Origin of the sequence: Streptomyces sp. PU-14G (assembly GCF_041028275.1) — a bacterium.
Classification (GTDB): domain Bacteria; phylum Actinomycetota; class Actinomycetes; order Streptomycetales; family Streptomycetaceae; genus Streptomyces.
The window spans coordinates 1-768 of sequence record NZ_JASKYT010000742.1 but is presented as its reverse complement, the minus strand read 5'-3'; the positions used below and the strand labels follow the sequence as shown (position 1 = coordinate 768).

Genomic DNA, 768 nt, shown 5'->3' with positions numbered 1-768 from the left:
GTCATGTCCACAGTGATCTTCAGGTCCGGCTTGCTCCTGGGCCCCCCCCCCCCCCCCCCCCCCCCCCCCCCCCCCCCCCCCCCCCCCCCCCCCCCCCCCCCCCCCCCCCCCCCCCCCCCCCCCCCCCCCCCCCCCCCCCCCCCCCCCCCCTTCTGACCCCCGCCCCGCAGGGCCTTGGGGGGCCGCGGGGCGGGGGTCAGAAGCGGGGGTCAGAAGCGCGTGGTGGACACGACGTAGACGCGTGGGCGCTTCTTGTACGTCATGTCCACAGTGATCTTCAGGTCCGGCTTGCTCCTGGGCTGCTCGTGGACGGCGCTGTAGTAGTGGCTCCTCGGCTCGTCGAACCGCCAGCCGACCTCGGTGGCCAGCTTGCCGGTGACGGCCACCCGGCCCTTGTGCAGCTTCACGGGCTTCGCCGGTTCCGCCGTGTCGCTGCCCACCTCGTCCAGGAACTCCTTGAGCCTCTTGGGGCTGGTACGGAACTGCACCCACATGGTGCTCTTCTGCCACGCGTTCGTCTCGTAGAAGGCGACCCGCGTCGCGGAGAGCGGCACGGGAACGTCGTAGATCCGCTGGCTGACCTTGGGCGGGCGGCCGTAGGTGAGGCTCGTGGCGGCGGCGGCGCGCTCCTTGTCCTTGCCGCTGGCGCGGCTCTGGAACGCGGACTGCACCAGGTATCCGGCCGGCAGTGCGATCAGCAGTACGACGATCACGAGCACGAAGACCCGGTGCCGCGGGCGGTGCGGGGGCCTGGCATGGGGCTCGTAG

1 protein-coding gene is annotated in these 768 nt (G+C 73.0%); it reads right to left on the bottom strand.

Features of this window, described 5'->3' with window-relative positions; translation table 11 throughout:
- Window positions 1–209: 209 nt before the first annotated feature.
- On the bottom strand, window positions 210–768 hold a 559-nt coding region (locus AB8Z75_RS35100; RefSeq protein WP_369209209.1), incomplete at its 5' end, for a hypothetical protein.